We start from the raw sequence: 25,355 nt of genomic DNA, 5'->3' as shown, positions 1-25,355 counted from the left end.
TACGGGTCAGTTGTTGTTGATCTGCTTGATGGTAAGTTCGCGCAGTAGCTCCTTCTCCTCCTGATCCTTGTCATCTTGCAGGCCTTGCTGCAAGTTCAACTCGTCCTGAAGCGAGTGGTCCTTGCTGGCCAGCTCGAGCACCCGCAGGCGGAAACGTGCGTCTATTTCGGCGAAGCGGTCGGCACACTCGGCGCGCAGGCGCGTGGTCCAGTCCGTATTCGCCAGCATGTAGTCGACCAGTGCATCGCTCAGTTCACTTTTCCGGACCTTTTCCAGCACACTGGATAGCTCATCGCGCGCCAGGTTCGCAGCACCTCGAAAACGCATGCTGTCGGCGATCGGCAGGTCCAGTTCCCTGGCCAGTTCCCGGCGGTAGGCCAGGCGTACCGAGACCAGGTCACCCGAACCAGTCCGTTGGTTGGCCAGCAGCTCCAGCTGTTCGATCCGGAAAAGCTGCAACAGGCGACGACGCAGTGCTTGCAGGGAATCGCCGGCGTCGACCAACAGGCGTTGGCTCATCAGGTACAGTTCAATATTGTTGAACTCCTGCAGCGCTCCGTCATGGCAGGTCTGCGAGCCGGTTACCGGGTCTGGCAATGCCGCTGCGGCGATGCTCTCCATGATCGGGCGTTCGGTTTCGTTGCTTGCAGCCACCACCAGCATCAAGCGCACCCGTTCGCAGAAGGTGGCACGCGTATTCGGGTCAACGTATGGGGCGGCATTGTGCAAACGGCCCGCCAGACGCAACAGATCACTGCCTTCGAGCCGCTCCCAGCAGTCCTGCAATGCGGCATTCTGTGCTTCGCTACCCAGCAGCCAGTCCTCCAGCCTGGGCGTATCATCGCCCAGCAGTGGGAAGTGAGGGTGGTCGAGAGATCCTTCGCTGGAAGAATCGAAGAACATCAGGTCGTCGGGGATATCCAGGGCAAAGGAATAGCTGTGCTGGCTGTCCGAGAAGGTGCGTACCCGCAGGATGGTTTCAAGAGGCAGTGGGTTGTCGAACAAGGCGATCGACGAGATTGGCATGGAATTGTTCAGGTTCGTCAGGATGTGCTCGGGCAACTGGGTGATGTTGTTCGAGCTCAGGTCCAGAAGTTCCAGTGGCAGCAAACTGTCACACCAGCTGGGCCAGGCTTGCAGGTTCATGTTGGTCAATGCGATTGACTGCAGGTTGCCGGCCAGCGATGCGGGCACATGGTCGATGTTGCCTGCACGGTTGCCCGACAGGTCCAGCGAGGTCAGGTTTCGCAGCCCTGCGAAAATGTCCATCATGGCCTGGTCGACCTCCAGCCCCATGTTGCGAAACTCCAGGTAGGTGAGCTGGGGAAGGCGGGCCAGGGCGGATGCCAGCGAGGGCATGGCGGCCTGGTGTTCATCGATGGTCAGTCGGCTGATGTTAGGGAACCGGCTGAGTAGTTCATCGAGCTGTGAGGTGCTGCCTCGCAACCGCGTCAGGCTGAGTGCACGTACGCGGGCGCCGAAGAACGCTGGAAGCCGCCTGGGGAAATGCTCGATGGCCACGTCCTCGAGTTGCAGGCGCAGGTATGACTGGCCCTGCTCCTGCTGTTCCCAGAATTGATCGATCGCTGACGCGATACGTTGCCTGTCCGCCAGTGCGGCCTGGGTCAATGGGTTGCTCGAACTGGATGCCTGGGCCCAGCCATCGATCGCATCGCGCATCTGTCGTCGCTCATCGCGAATGCGTGCTAGCTGTTCGGAAAGTGAGGCTGGCTGGTCCGTGGTGATACCCGAGGTGTCGACGTGCTCGTTCAGCAACAAGCGCTGCAGGTGGGATTCATTGATGCTGTTGCCTTCCAGCGAGATCACCGGTGGGGTGGTCAGCATGTCCGCTTCATGAAGCAGGAACGTGGGCAACGACCTGAGATTGTTGTGGCGCAATGACAGGTGGGCAATGCGCGCCAGGGCGTCGCTGCCAATCCCGATCGGCCATTGGGCCAATTGCATCTGGTCCAGGCCCAGGTAATCCAGGGTCAATTCATGGAAGCTTGGCCTGTTGCTCTGCGCCAGCCGGTTACCACTCAGGTCCAGGTATCTCAATTGGCGAAGCCCTGACAGCAGGTTCAGGTCGCTTTCGGAAAGCGTCATGTTCTGGTTGGTGAGCACCAATCGTTGCAACCCTGGCAGGCACTCGGTGATGGTGGGCACGCTGAACAGGAAGGGCGAGGGCGTTGCCCTGGGGTCAAACGGACGGCTGATTTCAAGCGACTCGATCTGCGGCATCTGCCTGAGCAGGCGTTGCAGCAGGCGCTCGTTTTGCGCCCAGCCCGCCAAGGACCCTGACGGTAAGTCGATCAGGCTCAGGCTGCGCACGCGTGCGTTGAAAAAAGCGGGCAAGGTGAGGGGCACGTCGGCAAGGGGGACGCGGGCGATACGCAGTTCTGTGGTGGGCCCGGTGCTCTCGTCCAGCGCAGTGTCGTACCAATGTTGCATGATCGAGTCACGCAGGCTGTCGTAGTCCTGTGCTGCCTGGTCGCTTGCCGGCGAAATGGCTTCGCTCCAATCGTCCAGGCTGCTTTGCAGCTCGTTGCGTTGCTCCACCAGCGTCTGCAAATGCTCGAATATCTGCAGCTGTGTACGGCCGCGGCTGGCAAGTGCCAGCAGAATCTGATCTGCCGAGCGGCCGGTGCGTGTGGCGAGCCCTGTGGCTTCGATAGCTTCGAGCAGGCGCTGACGGGTGATGCCGTGGGTGGCCGGGCCGCCGCCACTGAGTGGGTAGCCCAGGCGGCCATCGGCCAGGCGCATGGGAGAACGGTAGCCGGGGCGTACGGGCTGCATGCCCAGCAGCACCCTCAGGGCTGGGCGGGGTAGTAACGGGCTTTCCTGTACAAGGCGCTGCAGCGCTTGCTGATCGGTGACGTCCATGCCCGCCATCGCCGCGGGCAGTGCCTCGTACAATGCAGCGTAAAGGCTTGGGTACACCTTGACCGCCGCACTGGGCAGGCTTTCGTCGTGGACGATGTACCCTGCCGAAGCATGGGTAATGGTCGTGTATGGGCGAGTGCCCGGGGTGCCTATGGCATGATCCTGGGTCGGCCAGGACATGCGCTGGAGCAGCCGGAGCCTGGTCTGTGCAGGCCAGCCTGGCAAGCGTTCGAGCGTATGCATGATCAACAGGTCGCTATCCCAGTTCGGCACGCTGGACAGGTACATCCCTTCGCAGGCGCGGGCAAGGCGAATTTGTTGCTGGTAGATGCGGGCCTCTTCGGCAAGGCGCAGTGGTACCTTGCCGTTGTCGAGTATCTGCAGTTCGTTGGCACTGGCCTCGCGCGCCAGCTCATTGGCGACTGCCGATGGCAATTTCGGATACGCCCTCTGGATGGCCTCGGCGCCCGGCGCCAGGTCGCGCGAAAGGCCGGCGTAGGCCCTGGCAAACTCAGCGGGCCGAGTGCTCTCGTCTGCCAGCTGGCAGACCGTTTCGTCCAGCTTGAAGCGTTGCAGGGTGTCCTCCAGCAAGGCCGGCAGCCGCTGGCTTTCGGCCAGGGCCCGGCGCAGCTCGTCTTCGTGTACGCCGCTGACGGCGATAATCCGTTGCAGCGTCGGTTCGTCAAAGTGCCCACTCAAGTGGCCGATGCGGCGCAGGAGTGTCATGCCCGACCAACTCAGTGGCTTATCGGTAACGTGCAGCCATGCTCCGGCACCGTTGTGCCGCACTGGCGGCTGGTAACGGCGAGGACTTGCAGGGTGTTGCAAACGATATTCACCAGTCGTTGGCGTTTGGCTGACGATGTACTGATTGCCCTGCAGTACCAGCCAGCGTTTGCCTTGGTGATGCCGTAGGCCCAGTTCGTCCGGTACCAGGTCATGGGGCAGTGTCTCGACGCTCTGGTAGGGTGTGAGGTCGGGTTTCCACAGCCTCATCTGACCATCGGATGTTTCCACGTCTTCCAGTTCTTCGATAAATGAAGGCGTTTCTACAGGAATACGGGTTATCCCTGGCCCCTCATCCTCTGGCTCTTCTATCTCCGGCCCTTCCGAAGCCATGCCGGTTTCGCTGCCCTGCGAGCCTCTCAATGCTTTGGCTGCTGCGCTGAGGGCGGCCATGACGGCCACGTTTTCGATCACATCGACCAGATAGCCATAGGCAGTATCACGCTCGTCGTTTTCCCAGGCGTCGATCCCTTCATACACCTCATGGGCCAGCAGGGCCAGGCAAACGGCAAGCATTGCCTCGCCAAGCCCCGGCACGAAGAAGCCGGCGATGTTCAAGGCCGTAAGCACACGGCCGGCGATCAGTTCCCGATGGGCTTGCGTGGTGCGCCGGTCGACGATTTCGGTGGGAGTGGCGTGGAACAGCACATCCTTTTCATGACGCTGGGCCTTCTGGAAAGCCATCACGCCTTGGAAGGCGTGGCTGAAAGGCTTCATGACCGGATACAGGGTGGCGTGCGGGTCCGGAACACGTTCATGCAAGCCGCGGGCACTCCAGGCGAGGGGCATGAGCCGGTCCTTCAGGCGGGTGGTTATCGGCGCCTTGTCGCGGTCGGCGAGGTGCTTGTCCAGGTAGCCGATATCGGCCTGGAGCCTGTCGCGCAATTCGTCGTGCATGGCTTGCTGGCTGGTGAACTCCTTGAGGGGCGTGGTGCTGTCTTCAGGGATGTACAGCGCCACGGCCTGATGCCCTTCAGCTTGCAGGGTAATGAGCACAACGCCGGTCAGCTCGGCTTCCCACAACTCGAGCAAGCTGAATGTCACCGGCGAAGAGGGCGCTGGCGCCCGGTCAAGTGGTGTGGCGAGAGCGGCGGAATATAGCGTTTCGCTGATATCACCCTTGAGGCGGGCGAAATGCAGGGATTGCCGGAATGCCGAGACCTCGGCACGCCCCAGGGTTTCATAAACGGCCAGTGCGGCTTCATCGGCGCCGAGTGACGGCGTGGCCGCCGGGTAGTAGATGGCATGTACCTGTTCGTGATACTTGCCGCCGATATCCAGCGTGCGACACAAGTCGGCGAAGTCTTCGGCGGTGATACCCAGTGCATTGGTGATCGGCACGGTGCCCATGAAGCGCCGGTGATCGACGATGACCGACCTCTTGAGCAGGGAGGCGGGCGCGTCCATGCCGTGTTCGGCAGCGGCGGCCTGGTCGAAGTTGTGCAAGGCGCAGTGCAGCAGCGAGCGTGTAGCCCGGTCTACGGCCTGGCGGCTGTCGATGGCGTCGGTCGTTTCGATCGGGCGGGCATCGACGAGGTAGGTGTTGCGCACATCCAGGTCAAGCCTGAATCGCTGCTTGATGGCATCGGTGAGTGCCTTGGTGGCGTAGGTTTCCAGGGTTGGAAGCTGTTCGAACAGCTTGTGCACCTGCACCTGGTGCTCGCGGTGGCGTGCGTGCTCTTCCTGCCATGCCTTGGCGACCTCCGGTTGTTGCTGGAGTGCCGTCACCAGCCAGGCAGGGGGCTGATGCCAGTTGCGCAACGCACGTCGGGTTTCTGGGGGAGCCTGCTTGAGCCAGGTGGGGATTCTGCGCTCGATGGTGGCGTAATGAACACTAGGCACGGCAGTGACTGCAGTTGGCATGGCGAGGCCCTTGCTTGATTTGGGGCGAGGGACTATCGCGGGCCTGCCTGAACTGCTGGAGGTAGATATATGTGCCCTTGAGGTGCGGCGGCATCAGCGCGGGCAGTGCTCAAAGCGCAATTCAGGTTTATGATGGCCCACGGCCGAATAATCCTCACACGGAGTGCGCAATGCAGACCCTGTACCCGCAGATCAAACCCTACGCCCGGCACGATCTGGCCGTGGAAGCGCCGCATGTGCTGTATGTCGACGAAAGCGGCTCGCCAGAAGGTCTGCCGGTGGTATTCATCCACGGCGGCCCGGGCGCCGGATGCGACGCCCAGAGCCGCTGCTACTTCGACCCGACCCTGTACCGCATCATCACCTTCGACCAACGCGGCTGTGGCCGCTCCACGCCGCACGCAAGCCTGGAGAACAACACCACCTGGCACCTGGTCGAGGACCTCGAGCGCATCCGCGAGCACCTTGGCATCGACAAGTGGGTGCTGTTCGGCGGCTCGTGGGGCTCCACCCTGGCCCTGGCCTACGCCCAGACCCACCCCGAGCGGGTGCATGGCCTGATCCTGCGCGGCATCTTCCTGTGCAGGCCCCAGGAAATCCAATGGTTCTACCAGGAAGGCGCCAGCCGCCTGTTCCCCGATTACTGGCAGGACTACATCGCGCCAATCCCGCCGGAGGAGCGCGGTGACCTGGTCACGGCCTTCCACAAGCGCCTGACCGGCAACGACCAGATCGCCCAGATGCACGCGGCCAAGGCCTGGTCTACTTGGGAAGGCCGTACCGCCACCCTGCGTCCCAACCCGCTGGTGGTCGACCGCTTCTCCGAGCCGCAGCGTGCACTGTCGATCGCCCGTATCGAATGCCACTACTTCATGAACAACGCCTTCCTCGAGCCGGACCAGCTGATCCGCGATCTGCCGAAGATCGCCCACCTGCCGGCCGTGATCGTGCATGGCCGCTATGATGTGATCTGCCCGCTGGACAACGCCTGGGCGCTGCACCAGGCCTGGCCGAACAGCGAACTGAAGGTGATCCGTGACGCTGGCCACGCGGCTTCCGAGCCGGGCATCACCGATGCCCTGGTGCGTGCCGCCGACCAGATGGCCCGGCGCCTGCTCGACCTGCCCCTGGAAGAAGCATGAGGGGCCTGCTGCAGCGCGTGCGTGGTGCGCGGGTGGAAGTAGCGGGGGAGGTGGTAGGTGCCATCGACCAGGGTTTGCTGGTGCTGGTGGCCGTCGAGCCTGAAGATTCCCGCGAGCAGGCCGACAAATTGTTGCACAAGCTGTTGAACTACCGGGTGTTCAGCGACGAGCAGGGCAAGATGAACCTGTCGCTCAAGGATGTGGGGGGAGGTTTGTTGCTGGTGTCGCAGTTCACCCTGGCGGCAGACACCCGCAACGGCATGCGCCCGAGCTTCTCGACGGCAGCGCCACCGGCCCTCGGCGCCGAGTTGTTCGACTATCTTTTGCAGCAGGCGAAGGCCCGGCACGCCGATGTGGCAAGCGGGCAATTCGGCGCAGACATGCAGGTGCACCTGGTCAATGATGGCCCCGTAACATTTATGTTACAAATGTGAGTGTAAAAAACCCCTTGTTCACAGGAAAACAAGGGGTTTTGTACGATAAATAGTTGTTCCAGCCTGATGCGTTGTCACGCGACCTGCTGGATAATCGCGCGCTGCATGGACCTGCGTTCGCAGGTTCGTTTCACTCTGACTCGAGCATTGTCTGGATCCGTTTGGGGAATCATTACGCCCTCACGGGGTCCGAACAGTGCTCGCCAACCCGGCATTTGTCGCTGGCCGTTGGTTTCATGATCTGTTTTCGGCGAGGGTTGCTCGTGATTGTTAGTCCCCAAAAAGCATCAAGAATCCCCGGTACCGGGCTGCGCAAGGCCCTGATGGCCAGTGTGGCAGTGGTCGGCCTGATGAGCGCGGGCCAGCTGTGGGCATTCAATCTTGACGATGTTGCAGCCAAGGCAAAGGATCTGGCCGGCCAGAAGTACGAAGCACCGAAAAGCAACCTGCCGGCCGTATTCCGCGACATGAAGTTCGCGGACTACCAGAAGATTCATTTCCTGCAGGAAAAGGCCGAGTGGGCCAAGGACAAGACCTCGTTCAAACTGTCGTTCTATCACCAGGGCATGCACTTCGACACCCCGGTGAAGATCAACCAGGTCACCGCCACCAAGGTCGAGGAAATCAAGTACGACCCGAGCCGTTTCGAGTTCGGTGACGTGCCACACGACCCGGAAACCACCAAGAACCTGGGTTACGCCGGCTTCCGCGTGTTGTACCCGATCAACAAGGCCGACAAGCAGGACGAGATCATGACCCTGCTTGGCGCCAGCTACTTCCGCGTGGTCGGCAAGGGCCACGTGTACGGCCTGTCGGCCCGTGGCCTGGCCATCGACACCGCACTGCCGTCGGGCGAGGAGTTCCCGCGCTTCACCGAGTTCTGGGTCGAAAAGCCCAAGCCGGCCGACAAGCACCTGGTTATCTACGCCCTGCTGGACTCGCCACGCTCCACCGGTGCTTACAAGCTGATCCTGCGTCCAGGCAACGACACCGTGGTCGACGTGCAGTCCCGCGTGTTCCTGCGTGACCATGTCAGCCGCCTGGGCATTGCCCCGCTGACCAGCATGTACCTGTTCGGCCCCAATCAGCCGTCCAAGGTCCTCAACTACCGCCCGGCCCTGCACGACTCCGAAGGCCTGTCGATCCATGCCGGCAACGGCGAATGGCTGTGGCGCCCGCTGAACAACCCGAAACACCTGGCCGTGAGCAACTTCAGCGTCGAGAACCCGCGTGGTTTCGGCCTGATGCAGCGCCAGCGCGCCTTCAGCGACTACGAAGACCTCGACGACAACTACCAGAAGCGCCCGAGCGCCTGGATCGAGCCGAAGGGTGACTGGGGCAAGGGCACCGTCGACCTGGTCGAAATCCCGACCGCCGACGAGACCAACGACAACATCGTGGCCTTCTGGAGCCCGGAGAAGCTGCCTGAGCCAGGCAAGCCATTCGAGTACGCCTACCGCCTGCACTGGACCATCGACGAGCCGAAGTTCCAGGCTTCCGAGCTGGGCTGGGTCAAGCAGACCCTGCGTTCCACCGGCGACGTCAAGCAGTCCAACCTGATCCGCCAGCCAGACGGCAGCGTGGCCTTCCTGGTCGACTTCGCCGGCCCGGCGCTGGCCGCCCTGCCGGAAGACACCGCCGTGCGCAGCCAGATCAGCGTGGGCGACAACGCCGAGGTGGTCGAGAACAACCTGCGCTATAACCCTGAGACCAAGGGCTGGCGCCTGACCCTGCGTTTGAAGGTCAAGGAAGCCAACAAATCGACCGAAATGCGTGCCGCGCTGGTGCGTGACGTGCCGGTCGAAGCCGCCAAGCCTGCCAAGGACGCCAAGCAGGACAAGGCTGCTGCCAAGCAAGCCAAGGCCGAGAAAGCTGCCAAGGCCGAACAACCTGCCGCCGATGCGGCGCCCACCAACGGGACCCCGGCCACCACCGAGAAGGTGCTGACCGAGACCTGGAGCTATCAGTTGCCTGCCGATGAGTAACTCAAGCGCAAGGCCGGAATCGCTTCGCGAGTACCTGGCCCACCTACCACTGAGCGACGAGCAACGGGCGGAACTCGCCAGTTGCACGTCATTCAGTGAGCTGCACCAACGCCTGGCGGCCAACCCGGCCGCCAGCTCTGCCGAGGCCGTGCAGGCCTCGGTGGGCCCGCGCCTGACCGTAGGCAGCGCCGCCGAGCTGGAAGACGCCGAGATGCTTGGCGTCGACGGCAGCGGCCGCCTGTGCCTGAAGATCGCTCCGCCGATCAAGCGCACCAAGGTCGTGCCCGAGCCATGGCGTACCAACGTGCTGATCCGCATGTGGCGGCGCATGACCGGCCGCACCAACGCCCCGCAGCCGCCCAAGCGCGAGCTGCCGCCAGCCCGCTGGCGTACGGTCGGCTCGATCCGCCGTTACATCCTGCTGGCGCTGATGATCGGCCAGACCATCGTTGCCGGCTGGTACATGAAGGGCATCCTGCCGTACCAGGGCTGGTCGTTCGTGGACTTTGACGAAGTCGTCAACCAGCCGCTGTGGGACACCGTGGTACAGGTTTGGCCGTATGCCTTGCAGACGTCCATCCTGGTTCTCTTCGGCATCCTGTTCTGCTGGGTATCGGCGGGCTTCTGGACCGCGCTGATGGGCTTCCTCGAGCTGCTCACCGGGCGTGACAAGTACAAGATTTCGGGTAGCAGTGCAGGCAACGAGCCGATCGCGCCCGAGGCGCGTACCGCGCTGGTGATGCCGATCTGCAACGAAGACGTGCCGCGCGTGTTCGCCGGCCTGCGCGCAACGTTCGAGTCGGTGGCCGCCAGCGGCAACCTCGATCGCTTCGACTTCTTCGTGCTCAGCGACACCAACGACACCGACATCGCCGTGGCCGAGCAACAGGCCTGGCTGGACGTGTGCCGCGAAACCAAAGGCTTCGGCCGTATCTTCTACCGCCGCCGTCGGCGCCGGGTGAAGCGCAAGAGCGGCAACCTCGACGACTTCTGCCGTCGTTGGGGCGGCGAATACAAGTACATGGTCGTGCTCGACGCCGACAGCGTCATGAGCGGCGAGTGCCTGAGCAGCCTGGTGCGCCTGATGGAGGCCAACCCGGACGCCGGCATCATCCAGACCGGGCCGAAGGCCTCGGGCATGGACACCCTGTATGCGCGCCTGCAGCAGTTCGCCACCCGCGTGTACGGCCCGCTGTTCACCGCCGGCCTGCACTTCTGGCAGCTGGGCGAGTCGCACTACTGGGGCCACAACGCGATCATCCGCATGAAGCCGTTCATCGAGCACTGCGCCCTGGCGCCGTTGCCGGGCAAGGGTGCGTTCGCCGGTGCAATCCTCTCCCACGACTTCGTCGAAGCCGCGCTGATGCGCCGTGCCGGCTGGGGCGTGTGGATTGCCTACGACCTGCCGGGCAGCTACGAAGAACTGCCGCCGAACCTGCTCGACGAGCTCAAGCGCGACCGCCGCTGGTGCCACGGCAACCTGATGAACTTCCGCCTGTTCCTGGTCAAGGGCATGCACCCGGTGCACCGTGCGGTGTTCCTCACCGGGGTGATGTCGTACCTGTCGGCACCGCTGTGGTTCCTGTTCCTGGTGCTGTCGACCGCGCTGCTGGCGACCAACACGCTGATGGAGCCGCAGTACTTCATCGAGCCGTACCAGCTCTACCCGCTGTGGCCGCAGTGGCACCCGGAGAAGGCCGTGGCGCTGTTCTCCACCACCATCGTGCTGCTGTTCCTGCCCAAGCTGCTCAGCGTCATCCTGATCTGGGCCAAGGGCGCGACCGAGTTTGGCGGGCGCATCAAGGTCACCCTGTCGATGCTGATGGAGATGCTGTTCTCCATGCTGCTGGCACCGGTGCGCATGATCTTCCACACCCGCTTCGTGCTGGCCGCGTTCCTCGGCTGGGCCGCGACCTGGAACTCGCCGCAGCGTGACGACGACTCCACGCCGTGGAGCGAAGCGGTGCGCCGCCACGGCCCGCAGACCCTGCTGGGCATTGCCTGGGCGGCGCTGGTGGCCTGGCTGAACCCAAGCTTCCTGTGGTGGCTGGCGCCGATCGTTGGTTCTCTGGTGCTGTCGATCCCGGTTTCGGTGATCTCCAGCCGCACCCGACTGGGCCTGGCGGCCAAGGACGAGAAGCTGTTCCTCATCCCCGAGGAATACGCTACCCCGCAGGAGCTGCTGGCCACCGACCAGTACACCCACGAAAACCGCTGGCATGCCCTGCATGACGGCTTCGTGCGGGCTGTGGTCGACCCGCGGCAGAACGCCCTGGCCTGCGCCATGGCCACTGCCCGTCATGGTCAGGCGGCGCCGATCGAGGCACTGCGCGTCGAGCGCGTGGCCAAGGCGATGGAGGTCGGGCCGCAAGGGCTGGACCTCAATACCCGCCTGGCCCTGCTCAGCGACCCGGTGGCGCTGACCCGCCTGCACGAGCAGGTCTGGGCCGAGCACAATGCGGCGTGGATCAACGTGTGGCGTGCATCGATCAAGAACGACCCGCATTCGCCGCTGTTGCCGCTGCATCCGGAGAATGAAGGCCAACCGGCACTCGTCGGCGCCTGATCGGGCCTATTCGCGGGCACGCCCGCTCCCACAGGTACAGCGCATGCCTCAAAGGCTGTGAAGTACCCTGTGGGAGCGGGCGTGCCCGCGAAGCTTTTCAGGGCTCCCACCGATTTTGGCCAACAAAGTCCCCCCCGGCTCTAGGTCCCCGAGCCGCCATGCGTTAGCATCCCTCTCCGATATGACGCATCGGCCGCCACGGCCATGCCAACAATAAGATTCGCTACTTTTCTTGCTAGGGGACTTGGTGATGATCAAGAAATACCTTTCGCGACTGCTGGTCGGTGTCACCGCCCTGGTCGCCGTGACGGCAGCCCAGGCGGGCGCGATCGATGACGCGGTCAAGCGCGGCACCCTGCGGGTGGGCATGGACCCGACCTACATGCCGTTCCAGATGACCAACAAGCGTGGCGAGATCATTGGCTTCGAAGTCGATATCCTCAAAGCCATGGCCAAGTCCATGGGCGTCAAGTTCGAGCCGGTATCCACGGCCTATGACGGCATCATCCCGGCCCTGCTGACCGACAAGTTCGACATGATCGGCAGCGGCATGACCCTGACCCAGGAACGCAACCTGCGCCTGAACTTCAGCGAACCCTTCATCGTGGTTGGCCAGACCCTGCTGATCCGCAAGGAACTGGCGGGCGAGATCAAGTCGTACAAGGACCTGAACAACGAGAAGTACCGCATCACCTCCAAGCTCGGCACCACCGGCGAAATGGTTTCCAAGAAGCTGATCGCCAAGGCCAAGTACCACGGCTACGACAACGAGCAGGAAGCGGTGATGGACGTGGTCAACGGCAAGGCTGACGCCTTCGTCTACGACGCGCCGTACAACGTGGTGGCAGTGGACAAGGCCGGTGCCGGCAAGCTGCTGTTCCTCGAAGAACCCTTCACCTACGAGCCGCTGGCCTTCGGCCTGAAGAAAGGCGACTACGACAGCATCAATTTCATCAACAACTTCCTGCACCAGATCAAGCATGACGGGACCTACGATCGTATTCACGACAAGTGGTTCAAGAACAAGGACTGGCTGAAGGAAATGGAATAAGGCCCAGGCCACAAGCCGGCTTTATGACCCCGACGCGCAGGCAAACCCTGCGCGTTCGTATTTACGGAAGTACCCCACGTGATCAAACACAAGAAAGCCCAGTGGCCCTGGCACGGTTTGACTGCCCTGGTCCTGGTGGGCCTGGCGTTCAGCCTGTACATGGCCACCTCGATGATTTCCTACGAGTGGCGCTGGAACCGCGTACCGCAGTACTTCGCCTACAAGGCCGAGGAAGCACAGCGCGCCGCCGGTTACGGCACCGTGCAGGACATCGTCATCTCTGGCGACAATGCCCGTGTCACGCTGAAAGACGAGAGCGGTGCCGAGCAGGTGCTCGATGTGGACAAGGACAGCCTGCAGCTGGCCCGTGGCGACGATGTTTCCGAAGGCGACCAGATTGGCGTCACCCGCCACTGGGCGGCTGGCCCGCTGGCCTGGGGCCTGTGGACCACGCTTTGGATTTCGGTGGTATCCGGTGCCCTGGGCCTGTTGATCGGCCTGTTCGCCGGCCTCTGCCGCCTGTCCAGCAACCCTACGCTGCGTGACCTGTCGACGGTGTATGTCGAGCTGGTGCGCGGTACACCGCTGCTGGTGCAGATCTTCATCTTCTACTTCTTCATCGGTACCGTGCTCAACCTGTCCCGCGAGTTTGCCGGGGTGGCTGCACTGGCGCTGTTCACCGGCGCCTACGTGGCCGAAATCGTTCGTGCCGGCGTGCAGTCCATCGCCAAGGGCCAGAACGAAGCGGCCCGCTCGCTGGGCCTGAACGCGGGCCAGTCGATGCGCCACGTGATCCTGCCGCAGGCCTTCAAGCGCGTGCTGCCGCCTTTGGCCGGCCAGTTCATCAGCCTGGTCAAGGACACCTCGCTGGTCTCGGTGATCGCCATCACCGAACTGACCAAGAGCGGCCGCGAGGCCATTACCACCTCGTTCTCGACCTTCGAGATCTGGTTCTGCGTGGCAGGCCTGTACCTGCTGATCAACCTGCCGCTGTCGCACCTGGCCAGCCGGCTCGAGCGGAGGCTTGCGCAAAGTGATTGAAGTCCGTGACCTGCTGAAAGTCTTCGACACCCGTGGCCACGTGGTACGGGCCGTGGATAACGTCACCACCCAGGTCGCCAAGGGCGAAGTGGTGGTGGTGCTCGGCCCGTCGGGTTCGGGCAAGTCGACCTTCCTGCGCTGCCTCAACGGCCTGGAGCATTTCGACGAAGGCCATGTGGCCATCGACGGCCTGCAACTGGCCGACCCGAAGACCGACATCAACGCCTACCGCCGCGAAGTCGGCATGGTGTTCCAGCATTTCAACCTGTTCCCGCACATGACCGTGCTGGAGAACCTGTGCCTGGCACAGAAGGTGGTGCGCAAGCGCAACAAGGCCGACCGCGAGGCCAAGGCCCGGGCGCTGCTGGAGAAGGTGGGCATTGCGCAGAAAGCCAACGAATACCCGTCGCGCCTGTCCGGTGGCCAGCAGCAGCGGGTGGCGATCGCCCGTGCCCTGGCCATGGACCCGAAAGTGATGCTGTTCGACGAGCCAACCTCGGCGCTTGACCCGGAAATGGTCGGCGAGGTGCTGGACGTGATGAAGACCCTGGCCCAGGAAGGCATGACCATGGTCTGCGTTACCCACGAAATGGGCTTTGCCCGTGAAGTGGCGGACCGGGTGCTGTTCTTCGATCATGGCAAGCTGCTGGAAGATTCGGCGCCGGCCGCGTTCTTCGCCTCGCCGAAAGACCCGCGTGCGCAGGCGTTCCTGCGTCAGGTGCTTTAACCGAAGGGGGGCGCTTTGCGCCCCAATCGCCGGCAAGCCGGCTCCCACAGGAGTACCACAGGTACTGAGAACTGTACGGTCCCTGTGGGAGCTGGCTTGCCGGCGAATGGGCTGCAAAGCAGCCCCCCGCAATCTCAAATGCTGAACCGCCCCACCATCCCCCGCAACTGCTGCCCCAGTTGCTCCAGCTCCCCACTCGACGCCGCCGTCTGCTCACTGGCCGCACTGGTCTGATCCGACACATCGCGCACATTCAGCACACTGCGGTTGATCTGCTCGGCGACCACGCTCTGCTCTTCGCTGGCCGTGGCAATCTGCTGGTTCATACCCTGGATGCTGGACACCGTGTCGGTGATCTGGCTCAACGCATGCCCCGCCTTGCGGCTCAGCTCCACACTCTGCTCGGTCAGGTTCTTGCTGTTGTCCAGCAAGCGGGTCACTTCGTCGGTGCCGTTGTGCAGGCTGTCGATCAGTTGGCCGATTTCCTCGGTCGCCGTCGAGGTGCGCTGGGCCAGACCGCGCACTTCATCGGCCACCACGGCAAAACCACGCCCGGCTTCACCCGCCCGTGCTGCTTCGATCGCCGCGTTCAGGGCCAGCAGGTTGGTCTGCTCGGACACTGACTTGATCACATCGAGGATGCTGCCAATGCGCTGGCTCTCGCCCGCCAGGTGCTGCATGGCCGCCAGGCAATGGTCCATCTGCCCGGCCAGCTGTTCGATACGGCCAATAGCTTCGGCCACCACCTGGTCGCCGATCTGTGCCTGCTGGTCGGCGTTGGTCGCCGCCAGCGAGGCCTGTTCAGCGTTCTGCGCCACTTCCTGCACGGTGGCGCTCATCTGGTTCATGGCCGTGGCCACCTGGTCGGTTTCCTCGCGTTGCTGGTTGATGCGCAGCTTGGTGTCTTCGCTGCTGGCCGCCAGCTGTGTGGCGGCCTGTGACAGGTGGCCGACGCCCTGGTCGATGCCACCGATCAGCTCGCGCAGGCTCAAGGTCATTTCGCGCATGCTGGTTTGCAACTGGCCCATCTCGTCGCGGCGTTGCACAGGTTCGACCTGGCTCAGGTCGCCCTTGGCGATGCGCCCGGCCACGGCCAGGGTCTGGCGCAAAGGCTGGGTGATCTGCAGGGTGATCAGCCAGCCGGCCACGACGCCTACCACCAACGCCAGCAGGGCTACAGTGGTCAGCAGCGAACGGGCTTCAAGGGCTTCCCTGTCGCGCTGCTCGATCTTGCGTTTGCCGAGTTCCAGGCTTACCGCGCGCAGCTCGTTGCCCATGTTCTCCATATTGTTTTGCAGCTGTTCGACCCGCACCGCAGCCCGACGATACTCATCCAGGCTGGCGCGGTACTTGGCCAGCTGCTCGCCGGGCTGCTGGGTGAGCGCACGGGGCAAGCCAAGTGGAGCAAGGCCTTTGAGCAGTTGCGCAAGGCTGCTGGCGGCGGCATCCAGGGAGGTGTCGCCGACCTTGGCGAAGCTTTCCACAGGGGAGAAGGTATAGGCCGGCACCAGGCTCTGCTGGTTGGCACCGTCGACATGTCGGCCAAGCGTGTCCATCAGCCCCAGCACACCGCCTTGCTGGCTGTCGGCAGGCATCCTCAGCAAGGCCTGGGTCTGGAGATCGTCGATCACTTCGGTGAGCTTCTGCTCATGGGCCTGCATGGCCTGGCGCAGGGCGATACGCTTGGCGACAGTATTCTCCAGCTCGCTGAAATCGTCGCGCAGGCGCTGCAGCAACGCCAGTTTTTCGGTCAGCATCTGCCGGGATTCATCCACGCTGCTACGTTGTTGCAAAGTGCTCAGCATGCTGTTGAGCTGGTCGAGAATGTTGGCTATCCGCGTTCTGCTGGCGTTGTCGTTGAGTACGCGGTAAGTGATGCGCTCTGCGCGCAAGTCTTTGGTCAGGTCGTTGATCAGGCCGATTTCGCTGAGTTGCTGCGAACGCACAATGGCGTCATCCAGTGCACGCCAGCCACTGACGGTGGTGGCCAGGGTAAGCAGCAGGACTACGGCAAAGCCGAGGGCGAGCTTGGCTGCGACACTGATGTTGCCGAGCTTGCGGTTGAGGTAGCCGAGCATGAGGAATCTCCGTGCGATTGGGGGCGAGGATGCAGGCGCATTGCTGGCATCACACCTTTGCCAATCGGCAGCGGAGCTGTAGGACTTGACCTGATAATCAGGTAGGAAATTTCACTTCATTAGGTGGGATTTATTGCCTGTGCCGGCCTCTTCGCGGGCTCGCCCGCTCCCACAGGGATCGCACAGGCTTCAAGGGCCATGCAGTGCCTGTGGGAGCGGGCAAGCCCGCGAAGAGGCCGGCACAGATGGCTCATGCTTGAGATCACAGCCTGAACCGCCCCACCAACCCTTGCAGGTGGGTACCCAACCGCGCCAGCTCCACGCTGGAGCTGGCCGTCTCTTCACTGGCCGCCGAGGTCTGGTCAGAAATATCCCGCACGTTCATCACGCTGCGGTTGATCTCTTCTGCCACGGCCGTCTGTTCTTCAGCTGCCGTGGCAATCTGCTGGTTCATGGCCTGGATCGACGATACGGTCCGGGTGATGGTCTCCAGCGAGCTGCCGGCACGGCGGGTCAGTTCGACGCTGCTGTCGGTCAGCTGGCGGCTGCTGTCCATCACGCTGGCCACGCGCTGGGTGCCGCTTTGCAGGCCGGCAATCAGTTCTTCGATCTCTTCGGTCGATTGCTGAGTGCGCTGCGCCAGGCTGCGCACCTCATCGGCCACCACGGCAAAGCCACGCCCGGCCTCGCCGGCCCGGGCCGCCTCGATCGCTGCGTTGAGGGCCAGCAGGTTGGTCTGCTGGGCCACCGACTTGATCACGTCGAGCACGCTGCCGATCTTGTCGCTTTCGGCCTTGAGCTGGTTCATCGCTTCGCTGGAATTGACCACTTCGCCGGCCAGGCGCTCGATCTGCGCCACCGCCTCGCCCACCACACGATCGCCTTCGCGGGCTTGCTGGTCGGCCATCAACGCAGCTTCCGAGGCCTGCTCGGCATTGCGCGCCACCTCATGCACGGTAGCGGTCATCTGGTTCATGGCGGTCGCCACCTGATCGGTCTCGACCTTCTGGTTGTTGACCCCGGCACTGGTCTGCTCGGTCACCGCCGACAGCTCCTCGGCAGCACTGGCGATCTGCGTGACGCCATCACCGATGCCGCTGATCAGTTCGCGCAGGCCCTGGGTCATACGATGCATGCTGGCTTGCAACTGGCCCAGTTCGTCGCGGCGTTGTGCCTGCAGGTTCAGGGTCAGGTCGCCACTGGCCACGCGTTCGGCGGCGTGCAAGGTCTGGCGCAGCGGGACGATGATCTGCCGGGTGATGGCCCAGGCCGCCAGCAGGCCGAGGGTCAGGGCCAGCACGGTGGCCACGGCAAGCACGCTCTTGGCCTGGGCCGCCCCGGCGTCGCGCACAGCGGTTTGCGAGGTGGTCATCGCCTGGCTGGTCTGCAGCAGTACCGTGCCGTGCTCGACCATGCTCTGCAGGGCCTGCTCACTGGCGACCTGGGCACTGCCGAACTGGGTGACCGCGTCGCGGTAGCCTGCCAGGGCGGTGGTGGCATCGTCCAGGCTGGCAGCGTGCTCCGCCGGCACTTTGGCCGGTAGCGCGCGCAGTTCGGCCAAGGCCTGATCGATGGCCTTCAGCGCCGTTTGCTGGTAGTCGGCGTTGCCGCTGTAGGTGTAACCGCGTACCTGGAACCGCGCCTGTTGCAACAGGGCGCTGACTTCCACCGCGTGCTGGTACTGGCTGATATCGCCACCCTGCAGCAGGCCGCGTTGCACCCGGCCAATCAGCTCCGCGGCCTTGTCGGCAGTGTCGCCTAGCACGGCGCGGCTGGCCTCGCGGCGTTGGCCGGCCTGTTTCAGCTCGTTGAACGCCTGCTGGTAGCCGCGCACGGCCTCGCGCTGCTGCTCAAGGCGCTGGCTGTCAGCGGGCTGCTCGATCTGCCCGAGCATAAACTGCACCTGGCGTTCGAGGTTACCCAGTGCCTTTTCCAATTCTGCCACCGAGGCTTCGTCAGGCTGGCGCTGGTAATGCTGGCGGGCGATGCGCAGTTCCTGGGTGTATTGCTGAATGACCGAGATGTTTCCCAGCTTGTCGCCACGGTTGATGATGCTGTCCATGCCGTGCCAGCCAGCCAGGGTGATGGCCAGGGTCAACAGCAGCACCAGGCCGAAGCCCAGCCCCAGTTTGCGATTGACGCTCACATTGCCCAATGATTGGGCGAACCATTGATACATGTACGACTCCCCGGCGCCTTGGCAGCACGATTAATTGTTGTGTTGCCAAGACAATCGGCCCGGGGAGGGGAAACTTTATGGTTAAAAGTTGACTTGAGTGTCAGAAAATTCGTGAAAGCAGCGCTGTCACCGCGGTCTCTACCCGCAGGATGCGGTCGCCCAGCTGGACCGGAGCCAGGCCTGCCTTGCCCAGCAGGTCCACTTCGTAGGGGATCCAGCCGCCCTCCGGGCCGATGGCCAGGGTCACGGGCTGCTCCACGGCGCGCGGGCAGGCGGGGTAGGGGCCGGGGTGGCCGACCAGGCCCAGGGTGCCTGCGGCGATGGCCGGCAGGCGGTCTTCGACGAACGGTTTGAAGCGCTTCTCGATGATCACTTCGGGCAGCACGGTGTCGCGGGCTTGTTCCAGGCCCAGGATGAGGTTCTCGCGAACGCTGTCCGGGTGCAGGAACGGTGTTTGCCAGAAGCTTTTCTCGACCTTGTAGCTGTTCAGCAGGATCAGCCGCGGCACGCCAAGGGTGGCCACGGTCTGGAACAGCCGGCGCAGCATTTTCGGCCGAGGTACGGCCAGCACCAGGGTCAGCGGCAGCTTGGCCGGTGGCTGCTGGTCAAAGGCGACTTCCAGTTCGGCTTCGTGCTTTTCCAGGCGCAGCACCGTGGCCTTGCCCATCAGGCCGTTGATACGGCCCACGCGCAGGTTGTCGCCCACCGCCACACGGTGGATGTCCTGCATGTGGGTGAAGCGCCGGTCTGCGAGAACGACGCGGTCGGCCGAGACGAAGTCGGCCTCTTCAAGGAGCAACAGGTTCACGGTTGGGTCGCTGGTGGCTGGTCGTTGTGGTCGTTGGCGGTTTCGTCGTGGGCGCTGCGCTTGCGGATCAGGCTGCCGCACAGCACGCCGATCTCGAACAGCAGCCACATGGGAACGGCCAGCAGGGTCTGGGAGAAGATGTCCGGTGGGGTGAGGACCATGCCGACCACGAAGCAGCCGATGATCACGTAGGGGCGAATCTTCTTCAGGTACTTCACGTCGACCACGCCGATCCATACCAGCAGCACCACCGCCACCGGGATTTCGAAGGCCACGCCAAAGGCGAAGAACAGCGTCATCACGAAGTCGAGGTAGCTGGCGATGTCGGTCATCATCGACACGCCTTCCGGCGTGGCGCTGGCGAAGAAGCCGAAGATCAGCGGGAACACCAGGAAATAGGCGAAGGCCATGCCGGCGTAGAACAGGAAGATGCTCGACACCAGCAGCGGAATGGCGATGCGCTTTTCATGGCGGTACAGCCCGGGTGCGATGAAGCCCCAGATCTGCTGGAGGATGAACGGTATCGCCAGGAACAGCGAGACGATCATGGTCAGCTTGAACGGCGTGAGGAACGGCGAGGCCACGTCGGTGGCGATCATCGTCGCATTGGCCGGCAGGTGCTCGCGCAGCGGCGCGGAGACCAAGGTGTAGATCTGCTGGGCGAAGGAGAACAGCCCGGCAAAGATCAGGAAAATGACGGCAACGCAGCGCAGCAGGCGGGTGCGCAGTTCGGTCAGGTGCGAAACCAGCGGCATTGGCTGGTCGTGTTCCGGATTTTCGCTCATGGGGCTCGCGGCGGTTGAGGCGGTTCAGAAGGCGTGGCCGGGGTGGCAGCGGTCTCGACCGGCCTGGCTTCGAGCCCGGCGGGGGGCTGAACGGTTGCGGTGGTGACAGGCGGCTGCGCCGGTGGCGTCATCGGGTTGAGGATGCGCTTGGCTTCCTCTTCCATCTGCAGGATGTGCTCGTTGTGCAGCTGGCGGCGGATTTCGTCGGCGCCGATTTCGCGCTCCACTTCCATCTTGATGCTGTTGAAACTGCGCTTGAGCCGGCCGATCCACAGGCCTGCCGTGCGCGCGGCACCGGGCAGGCGCTCGGGGCCGAGCACCAGCAGGGCGACCAGGCCGACGAGCAGCAGCTCGCTGAAACTGATGCCGAACATGGGTCAGTCTTTCCGCTGCGGCTCTTGAGCCGGCTGGGCCTGGCCTTCGATGGTGTGGCCCTGGTTCTGCTGGGCAGTGTTCTGCACCGGTGGAACGGGTTGGGCAGGCGGCGGGGTCTGCTCGGCCGGCTTGTTCTCTTCGTCGCTCATGGCCTTGCGGAAGCCCTTGATCGACTCACCCAGGTCACTGCCGAAGTTCTTCAGCTTCTTGGTGCCAAACACCAGGACCACGACCACCAGCAGGACGATCCAGTGTTTCCAGTCAAAGATACCCATTTCGTACTCCTGAAAAATGTGTGTACAGCAAATCGATCCGGCAACACGGCCCCTGTGGGAGCGGGCATGCCCGCGAACACCGGCGTAGCCGGTGCCATGCACCGCGTCGCATTCTTCGCGGGCACGCCCGCTCCCACAGGCGCCCCAAAATACGTCAGGCAGAAGGCGTTCGTGCGGCCTTCTCATCATGCCCGGAAAGCCCGAAGCGGCGTTCCAGCTCATCGAGCACGGCTTGCGGATGCTGGCCCAGCGCGCTGAGCATTACCAGGCTATGAAACCACAGGTCGGCGGTTTCGTAGATGACATCGCTGTAATCCTTGCTGACCGCGGCATCCTTGGCGGCAATGATCGTCTCGACCGACTCTTCGCCGAGCTTTTCGAGGATCTTGTTCAGGCCCTTGTGGTACAGGCTGGCCACGTAGGAGCTGTCGGGCGCCGCTTGCTTGCGTTCTTCAAGCACTTCGGCCAGGCGGTTGAGGGTGTCGCTCATGTCAGTGTCCTGCGCTGTAGATGGCATCCGGGTCTTTCAGGACCGGGTCGACGGTTTTCCACTGGCCGTCTTCGAAGACGCGGTAGAAGCAGCTTTCACGGCCGGTATGGCAGGCGATATGGCCCAGTTGCTCGACCATCAGGATGATCACGTCGGCATCGCAGTCCAGGCGCATTTCATGCAGCTTCTGCACATGCCCGGATTCCTCGCCCTTGCGCCACAGCTTGCCACGCGAACGCGACCAATAGATGGCGCGTTGCTCGGCGGCGGTCAGGGCCAGCGATTCGCGGTTCATCCAGGCCATCATCAGCACGCGTCCGGTCTTGTGGTCCTGGGCGATCGCCGGTACCAGGCCCTCGCTGTTCCACTTGATCTCGTCCAGCCAGTCTTTCATCGTCGACTCCAAAGCGGGCCCGCTCCTGTGCCGGGCCCTTTGCGCTAGTGTGCCAGCCATGGGCGCGGCTGGCTATTGGCGCACGATCAGGTAAAGGCCGGCGGCCAGCATCAGCCAGGCCGGCCAGGCGGCAGGGGCGGCCAGGCTGGTGGCCGCGGCGGCACCAGCGGCCAGTACCGCACCACCGCCGAGCAGGCCGGCGCCGAGCAGGCGCAGCGCCCAGCGGTCGCCCTGGCGGCGCCGCTCCGGCAGTTGCGGATCGTGCAGGTGCGGTTGCGACAGGCGCTCGAGCAGGTCGCGGGCCATGTCGGCCAGGTGCGGCAGTTGCTCGACCTGGCTGTGGATGTTGCCGAGCACTGCCTTGGGGCTCATGCGGTCGCGCATCCAGCGCTCGAGGAATGGCTTGGCGGTGCTCCACAGGTCCAGCTCGGGGTACAGCTGGCGGCCCAGGCCCTCGATGTTGAGCAGGGTCTTCTGCAGCAACACCAGCTGCGGCTGCACTTCCATGTTGAAGCGGCGGGCGGTCTGGAACAGGCGCATCAGCACCTGGCCGAAGGAAATATCCTTTAACGGTTTTTCGAAGATCGGCTCGCACACGGTACGGATCGCCGCTTCGAACTCGTTCACCTTGGTGTGCGCCGGCACCCAGCCCGAGTCGATGTGCAACTGGGCGACGCGGCGGTAGTCACGCTTGAAGAAAGCGATCAGGTTGCGCGCCAGGTAGTCCTGGTCCTCGGCGGTCAGGCTGCCGACGATGCCGCAGTCGATGGCGATGTACTGCGGGCTCCATGGTTTGACCGTGCTGACGAAGATGTTGCCGGGGTGCATGTCGGCATGGAAGAAGCTGTCGCGGAACACCTGGGTGAAGAACACCTCCACACCCCGTTCGGCCAGCAGCTTCATGTCGGTGCGCTGGTCGGCCAAGGTGGCCATGTCGGTAACCGGCACGCCGTAGATGCGCTCCATCACCAGCACCTTGGGGCGGCACAGGTCCCAGTACACCTGGGGCACGTACATCAGCTCGGAGCCTTCGAAGTTGCGCCGCAGCTGGCTGGCGTTGGCCGCTTCGCGCAGCAGGTCGAGCTCGTCGTAGATGGTTTTTTCGTAGTCGCCGACGATTTCCACCGGGTGCAGGCGGCGGGCGTCGGCCGAAGCGCGCTCGGCGGCCTTGGCGATCAGGAACAGCCAGGCCAGGTCCTGGGCGATCACCGGCTTCAGGCCCGGGCGTACCACCTTGACCACCACTTCTTCGCCACTTTTCAGGCGCGCAGCGTGCACCTGGGCCACCGAGGCCGAGGCCAGCGGCTCGACGTCGAAGCGGCTGAACAGTTGCGTTACCGGGGCGCCCAGCTGCGCCTCGATCAGTGCCACGGCCTGCTTGGGGTCGAACGGCGGCACACGGTCCTGCAACAGCATCAGCTCATCGGCAATGTCGTTGGGCAGCAGATCACGGCGGGTGGACAACAACTGGCCGAACTTGATGAAAATCGGCCCCAGGTCCTGCAGGGCCAGGCGCAGGCGCGCGCCACGGCTGAGCTCGGACGGCTTGCGCGGCAGCCAGCGCCACGGCATCAGCAGGCGCAGGCTCATCAGCCACCAGGGCAGCGGCAGGTCGAACAGCAGGTCATCGAGACGGTAGCGGATCACCACACGCTGGATGCGAAAAAGACGGCGGACGGCGAGCAGCTTCATGCGTTATCGCTGGTATCAAGGGATCGGGAGAGGCGCTTGAGGCGCGCCTCAAGGCGTTCTGTATCGAGCTTCAGGGCATCGAGCTCGCTGAAGGCGGCTTCGGCTTCGCGCTTGCCGACCAAGGTGCGGGACTCTTCGGCCAGGTACTCGGAAAGGTTCTGGCTGAAGCGCGCCAGGCCCTGGCGGGTCCAGCGTGCACGCAGGCGGATGTGGCCCGACAGCAGCGCTGTGGCGACCGGGCCGAGCCAGCGTTGCAGCTCGTGCTCCCAGTCCAGCTCCAGGTCCTGCAGCACACCGAACAGGTCGAGCAGCACGGCGCTGTCGCCATGCAGTTCGACTTGCGGGCTGTGCAGCACGGCAGTCTTGTCCCTGGCCAGGGCCAGTTGCGCCAGGCTGCCGGCCGGGGCGCGCAGGCTGCAGTCGACCTCGCCTTGCCAGTGGGCGGCGAGCATCAGGCCCTCTTCATCGGGCAGGATGAACACCTGCAAGGCTGGCTGGCGGCAGTCGATCTCGATGACCTTGCCCTCCAGCGCGGCCAGCCGCGGCAGGGCCGTGCTGTCCATGCGCAGGACGCGGTTCAGGCCATGTTCGACGCTGGCGAGCAGCCCGGCCAGCAGCATCAGGGCTTGATCCCCCGGTGCACGGCAACGATGCCGCTGGTCATGTTGTGGTAGGTGACGCGGTCGAAACCGGCCTCGACCATCATGGCCTTCAGGGTTTCCTGATCGGGGTGCATGCGGATCGACTCGGCGAGGTAACGGTAGCTCTCCGAGTCGTTGGTGATCAGCTTGCCGGCCAGCGGCATGAAGGCGAACGAGTAGGCGTCGTAGGCCTTGGACATCAGCTTGTTGGTCGGCTTGGAGAACTCCAGCACCAGCAGGCGACCGCCCGGCTTGAGCACGCGCAGCATCGAGCGGATGGCTTCGTCCTTGTGGGTGACGTTGCGCAGGCCGAAGGCGATGGTCACGCAGTCGAAGTGGTTGTCCGGGAATGGCAGCTTCTCGGCGTCGGCCTGGACGAACTCGATGTTGCCGGCCACGCCACGGTCGAGCAGGCGGTCACGGCCCACCTTGAGCATCGACTCGTTGATGTCGGCCAGCACTACCTGGCCGGTCGGGCCGACCAGCCGCGAGAATTTGGCGGCCAGGTCGCCGGTACCGCCGGCGATGTCCAGTACACGGTTGCCGGCGCGTACGCCCGACAGCTCGATGGTGAAGCGCTTCCACAGGCGGTGCATGCCGCCGGAAAGCACGTCGTTCATCAGGTCGTACTTGGCCGCTACCGAGTGGAACACCTCGGCGACTTTCTTCGCCTTCTGGCTTTCAGGGACGTCCTGGTAACCGAAATGGGTGGTGGGTTCGGCGTGGTCGCCTTTGCGCTGGTCGTTCATATCGCTTCACCGGAAAAAATTACCGCCATTCTAGGGCGAACGGGCGGATTTGTCTTGGCGGGGTGTGCCAGTGGGCAGGGGCGGGCATAATGCCCATTATGTCTTCATCTTCAGGAACACCCGCATGACCCAGATCAGCGTCGAACGCAAACATTCCCTCGGCCGTGATGCCGCCCGTGCCAAGGCTGAAGCGCTGGTCGACAAACTGACCCGCGAGTACGACCTCAAGGCCACCTGGAACGGTGACCGGGTCGACGTGGCGCGCAGCGGTGCCAACGGCAGCGTGCACATCTTCGATGACCGCATCCGCGTCGAATTGAAGCTGGGGATGATGCTGTCGATGATGAGCGGCACCATCAAGGGCGAGATCGAGCGGGCGCTGGACAAAGCCCTGGCCTGACCCCTTCCCGG

Annotated in this window: 20 protein-coding genes and 1 pseudogene; 8 read left to right on the top strand and 13 right to left on the bottom strand. The window is 63.6% G+C overall.

What is annotated here, in order from left to right:
- Nucleotides 1-6: 6 nt before the first annotated feature.
- Nucleotides 7-5,532, bottom strand: a complete 5,526-nt coding sequence (locus CAG44_RS00740) for a dermonecrotic toxin domain-containing protein (RefSeq protein WP_256575191.1) — start codon at nucleotides 5,530-5,532, stop codon at nucleotides 7-9.
- Nucleotides 5,533-5,702: 170 nt separating this feature from the next.
- Between CAG44_RS00740 and pip the strand changes: the two genes are divergently transcribed.
- The 7 genes from pip (at nucleotide 5,703) to CAG44_RS00705 (ending at nucleotide 14,478) form a co-directional block, all read left to right on the top strand.
- Nucleotides 5,703-6,674, top strand: a complete 972-nt coding sequence (gene pip / locus CAG44_RS00735) for a prolyl aminopeptidase (RefSeq protein ID WP_013974556.1) — start codon at nucleotides 5,703-5,705, stop codon at nucleotides 6,672-6,674.
- The gene (gene dtd / locus CAG44_RS00730) at nucleotides 6,671-7,108 is read left to right on the top strand and encodes a D-aminoacyl-tRNA deacylase (protein WP_025340925.1); all 438 of its coding nucleotides are present in this window, start codon (nucleotides 6,671-6,673) and stop codon (nucleotides 7,106-7,108) included. Before pip ends, dtd begins: the two co-directional genes overlap by 4 nt.
- A 323-nt stretch (nucleotides 7,109-7,431) precedes the next feature.
- On the top strand, nucleotides 7,432-9,093 hold the full coding sequence (locus tag CAG44_RS00725) for a glucan biosynthesis protein G (RefSeq protein WP_085691409.1): 1,662 nt from the start codon (nucleotides 7,432-7,434) through the stop codon (nucleotides 9,091-9,093).
- Complete coding sequence (mdoH, locus tag CAG44_RS00720) at nucleotides 9,086-11,659, top strand: glucans biosynthesis glucosyltransferase MdoH (RefSeq protein WP_025340923.1); 2,574 nt, start codon at nucleotides 9,086-9,088, stop codon at nucleotides 11,657-11,659. The genes CAG44_RS00725 and mdoH overlap by 8 nt, the downstream gene beginning before the upstream one ends.
- Before the next feature lie 253 nt (nucleotides 11,660-11,912).
- Complete coding sequence (locus CAG44_RS00715) at nucleotides 11,913-12,710, top strand: transporter substrate-binding domain-containing protein (protein WP_024087841.1); 798 nt, start codon at nucleotides 11,913-11,915, stop codon at nucleotides 12,708-12,710.
- Between the two features lie 78 nt (nucleotides 12,711-12,788).
- The gene (locus CAG44_RS00710) at nucleotides 12,789-13,751 is read left to right on the top strand and encodes an amino acid ABC transporter permease (protein WP_015272097.1); all 963 of its coding nucleotides are present in this window, start codon (nucleotides 12,789-12,791) and stop codon (nucleotides 13,749-13,751) included.
- Nucleotides 13,744-14,478, top strand: coding sequence for an amino acid ABC transporter ATP-binding protein (locus tag CAG44_RS00705; protein WP_013974550.1), 735 nt, complete (start codon nucleotides 13,744-13,746; stop codon nucleotides 14,476-14,478). Before CAG44_RS00710 ends, CAG44_RS00705 begins: the two co-directional genes overlap by 8 nt.
- A gap of 134 nt (nucleotides 14,479-14,612) precedes the next feature.
- On the opposite strand, the gene CAG44_RS29250 is transcribed toward CAG44_RS00705, so the two are convergent.
- The 12 genes and pseudogenes from CAG44_RS29250 to ubiE form a co-directional block, all read right to left on the bottom strand.
- Entirely contained in the window at nucleotides 14,613-15,317 is a 705-nt protein-coding gene (locus CAG44_RS29250; protein WP_371858525.1) for a methyl-accepting chemotaxis protein, read from the bottom strand.
- A gap of 150 nt (nucleotides 15,318-15,467) precedes the next feature.
- Nucleotides 15,468-16,556: pseudogene (locus CAG44_RS29245) on the bottom strand (methyl-accepting chemotaxis protein); the annotation flags it as partial.
- Nucleotides 16,557-16,818: 262 nt separating this feature from the next.
- Nucleotides 16,819-18,735: a methyl-accepting chemotaxis protein gene (locus CAG44_RS00695; protein ID WP_085691408.1), complete on the bottom strand. Its 1,917-nt coding sequence runs from the start codon at nucleotides 18,733-18,735 to the stop codon at nucleotides 16,819-16,821.
- A gap of 100 nt (nucleotides 18,736-18,835) precedes the next feature.
- The gene (locus tag CAG44_RS00690) at nucleotides 18,836-19,543 is read right to left on the bottom strand and encodes a 16S rRNA (uracil(1498)-N(3))-methyltransferase (protein ID WP_013974547.1); all 708 of its coding nucleotides are present in this window, start codon (nucleotides 19,541-19,543) and stop codon (nucleotides 18,836-18,838) included.
- Nucleotides 19,540-20,328, bottom strand: a complete 789-nt coding sequence (gene tatC / locus CAG44_RS00685) for a twin-arginine translocase subunit TatC (protein WP_013974546.1) — start codon at nucleotides 20,326-20,328, stop codon at nucleotides 19,540-19,542. The genes CAG44_RS00690 and tatC overlap by 4 nt, the downstream gene beginning before the upstream one ends.
- Complete coding sequence (tatB, locus tag CAG44_RS00680) at nucleotides 20,325-20,702, bottom strand: Sec-independent protein translocase protein TatB (protein ID WP_025340918.1); 378 nt, start codon at nucleotides 20,700-20,702, stop codon at nucleotides 20,325-20,327. The genes tatC and tatB overlap by 4 nt, the downstream gene beginning before the upstream one ends.
- A gap of 3 nt (nucleotides 20,703-20,705) precedes the next feature.
- Nucleotides 20,706-20,978, bottom strand: coding sequence for a twin-arginine translocase TatA/TatE family subunit (locus CAG44_RS00675; RefSeq protein WP_025340917.1), 273 nt, complete (start codon nucleotides 20,976-20,978; stop codon nucleotides 20,706-20,708).
- A 154-nt stretch (nucleotides 20,979-21,132) separates the two neighbouring features.
- Nucleotides 21,133-21,468: a phosphoribosyl-ATP diphosphatase gene (locus CAG44_RS00665; protein WP_046613456.1), complete on the bottom strand. Its 336-nt coding sequence runs from the start codon at nucleotides 21,466-21,468 to the stop codon at nucleotides 21,133-21,135.
- A 1-nt stretch (nucleotide 21,469) separates the two neighbouring features.
- Nucleotides 21,470-21,862, bottom strand: a complete 393-nt coding sequence (hisI, locus tag CAG44_RS00660) for a phosphoribosyl-AMP cyclohydrolase (protein ID WP_013974544.1) — start codon at nucleotides 21,860-21,862, stop codon at nucleotides 21,470-21,472.
- Between the two features lie 72 nt (nucleotides 21,863-21,934).
- On the bottom strand, nucleotides 21,935-23,554 hold the full coding sequence (gene ubiB / locus CAG44_RS00655) for a ubiquinone biosynthesis regulatory protein kinase UbiB (protein WP_075046599.1): 1,620 nt from the start codon (nucleotides 23,552-23,554) through the stop codon (nucleotides 21,935-21,937).
- The gene (locus CAG44_RS00650; RefSeq protein WP_085691407.1) at nucleotides 23,551-24,174 is read right to left on the bottom strand and encodes an SCP2 domain-containing protein; all 624 of its coding nucleotides are present in this window, start codon (nucleotides 24,172-24,174) and stop codon (nucleotides 23,551-23,553) included. The genes ubiB and CAG44_RS00650 overlap by 4 nt, the downstream gene beginning before the upstream one ends.
- Entirely contained in the window at nucleotides 24,174-24,944 is a 771-nt protein-coding gene (gene ubiE / locus CAG44_RS00645; protein ID WP_013974541.1) for a bifunctional demethylmenaquinone methyltransferase/2-methoxy-6-polyprenyl-1,4-benzoquinol methylase UbiE, read from the bottom strand. The genes CAG44_RS00650 and ubiE overlap by 1 nt, the downstream gene beginning before the upstream one ends.
- Nucleotides 24,945-25,068: 124 nt before the next feature.
- On the opposite strand from ubiE, the gene CAG44_RS00640 reads away from it, so the two are divergent.
- On the top strand, nucleotides 25,069-25,344 hold the full coding sequence (locus tag CAG44_RS00640; protein ID WP_015272091.1) for a polyhydroxyalkanoic acid system family protein: 276 nt from the start codon (nucleotides 25,069-25,071) through the stop codon (nucleotides 25,342-25,344).
- Nucleotides 25,345-25,355: the final 11 nt, after the last annotated feature.

The sequence above is a fragment of the Pseudomonas sp. B13(2017) genome, assembly GCF_002113245.1.
Lineage (GTDB): Bacteria > Pseudomonadota > Gammaproteobacteria > Pseudomonadales > Pseudomonadaceae > Aquipseudomonas > Aquipseudomonas putida_Z.
The sequence above is the reverse complement of the archived record's forward strand: the minus strand, read 5'-3'. Positions and strand labels throughout refer to the sequence as shown.